Origin of the sequence: Ideonella lacteola, assembly GCF_038066555.1 — a bacterium.
Classification (GTDB): Bacteria; Pseudomonadota; Gammaproteobacteria; order Burkholderiales; family Burkholderiaceae_C; genus Ideonella; species Ideonella lacteola.
Genome location: NZ_JBBUTG010000076.1, coordinates 1 through 940 on the forward strand (window position 1 = coordinate 1; position 940 = coordinate 940).

Genomic DNA, 940 nt, shown 5'->3' on the forward strand with positions numbered 1-940 from the left:
CGGGTGAAGGTGCCTCGGCCCTCGGGCACCATCACCAGCCCCTGGCGTGCCAGATCCCAGGCGCCTTGGCCCTTGATCGGCTTGCCCATGTATTCGACCGCCCCGGCGGCGATCGGCTGGATGCCCGTGACCGCCTTCAGCGTCGTGGTCTTGCCGGCACCGTTGGCGCCGATCAGGCTGACCAGCTCACCCTGGTTGACCTCAAAGCTCGCGCCCTTGACCGCCTGGATGCCGCCATACGCGACCTTCAGGCCCGTCACCTTGAGCATGGTTTGTTGGCTCATATCGATTCCTTTGTCGTCACGGCGCGCGCAGCGCCGCCCGCTTCAACTGGCGTGCGCAGGTCCGGCTCGGCCGGCCCGCTGCGCGAGCCCCCTCGGGGACAGGCCCCGCGAGGGGCCGTGGGGGCTCCATTCCTTCAATGGACTTTGTGGCCGGCACCGAGGTAGGCCTCGATGACCTTCTCGTTGCGCTGCACGTCAGCCGGGGTGCCCTCGGCGATCTGCTTGCCGTAGTCCAGCACCGTCACCCGGTCGCACAGCCCCATCACCAGCTTCACGTCGTGCTCGATCAGCAAGATCGTGCGCCCGTCCTTGCGGATGCGGTCGATCAGCTCTCTGAGCACCACCTTCTCGGTGGCGTTCATGCCGGCGGCCGGCTCGTCGAGTGCGATCAGCTTCGGGTCGGTGGCCAGCGCGCGGGCGATCTCCAGGCGCCGCTGGTCGCCGTAGCTCAGCGTGCGGGCCTTGAACTCGGCGTACTTGCCGATGCCCACGTAGTCCAGCAGCTCTTGCGCCCGCTTGGCGATCTCGGCCTCTTCTTTCTTGAACGAGGGGGTGCGGAACACCGCCCCAAGCAGGCCGGACTGGGTGCGCACGTGGCGGCCCACCATCACGTTCTCGAGCGCCGTCATCTCGGCGAACAGCCGGATGTTCTGGAA

At 67.6% G+C, this 940-nt stretch carries 2 protein-coding genes; both read right to left on the reverse strand.

Translation table 11 applies throughout. The features are described 5' to 3' along the window. Positions 1-269: ATP-binding cassette domain-containing protein (locus AACH06_RS30090; RefSeq protein ID WP_341429523.1), on the reverse strand; the 269-nt coding region annotated here is incomplete at its 3' end. Between the two features lie 149 nt (positions 270-418). Continuing rightward, positions 419-940, reverse strand: a 522-nt coding sequence (locus AACH06_RS30095; RefSeq protein ID WP_341429522.1) for an ABC transporter ATP-binding protein, incomplete at its 5' end; no start/stop codon positions are given.